Source organism: Duganella sp. FT27W, assembly GCF_009295655.1.
Classification (GTDB): domain Bacteria; phylum Pseudomonadota; class Gammaproteobacteria; order Burkholderiales; family Burkholderiaceae_D; genus Rugamonas; species Rugamonas zoogloeoides.
The window spans coordinates 1-318 of record NZ_WHIV01000022.1 but is presented as its reverse complement, the minus strand read 5'-3'; the positions used below and the strand labels follow the sequence as shown (position 1 = coordinate 318).

The 318-nt window shown below is 48.1% G+C and carries 2 rRNA genes; both read right to left on the bottom strand.

Annotated features, from left to right (window positions below):
• Window positions 1-112, bottom strand: a 5S ribosomal RNA gene (rrf, locus tag F8197_RS28235); the annotation flags it as partial.
• Window positions 113-247: 135 nt separating this feature from the next.
• Window positions 248-318 (bottom strand): 23S ribosomal RNA (locus tag F8197_RS28230); the annotation flags it as partial.

Genomic DNA, 318 nt, shown 5'->3' with positions numbered 1-318 from the left:
CCTGACGATAACCTACTTTCACACTGGTTGCAGCACTATCATCGGCGCAAAGTCGTTTCACGGTCCTGTTCGGGATGGGAAGGGGTGGGACCGACTTGCTATGGTCATCAGGCATTGAACTGTACGGACCGCGTTGTTGATCAACGTTGCCCAGAATCTGGGAGAAGTAAGTAGGTGGGTAATGAAGTTGTTTGTATCAACGAACGTTTCAACGTACTTCTTATTCACCATAACCTGCTAAGGTTATAGGGACAAGCCGTACGGGCAATTAGTACTGGTTAGCTTAATGCATTACTGCACTTCCACACCCAGCCTATC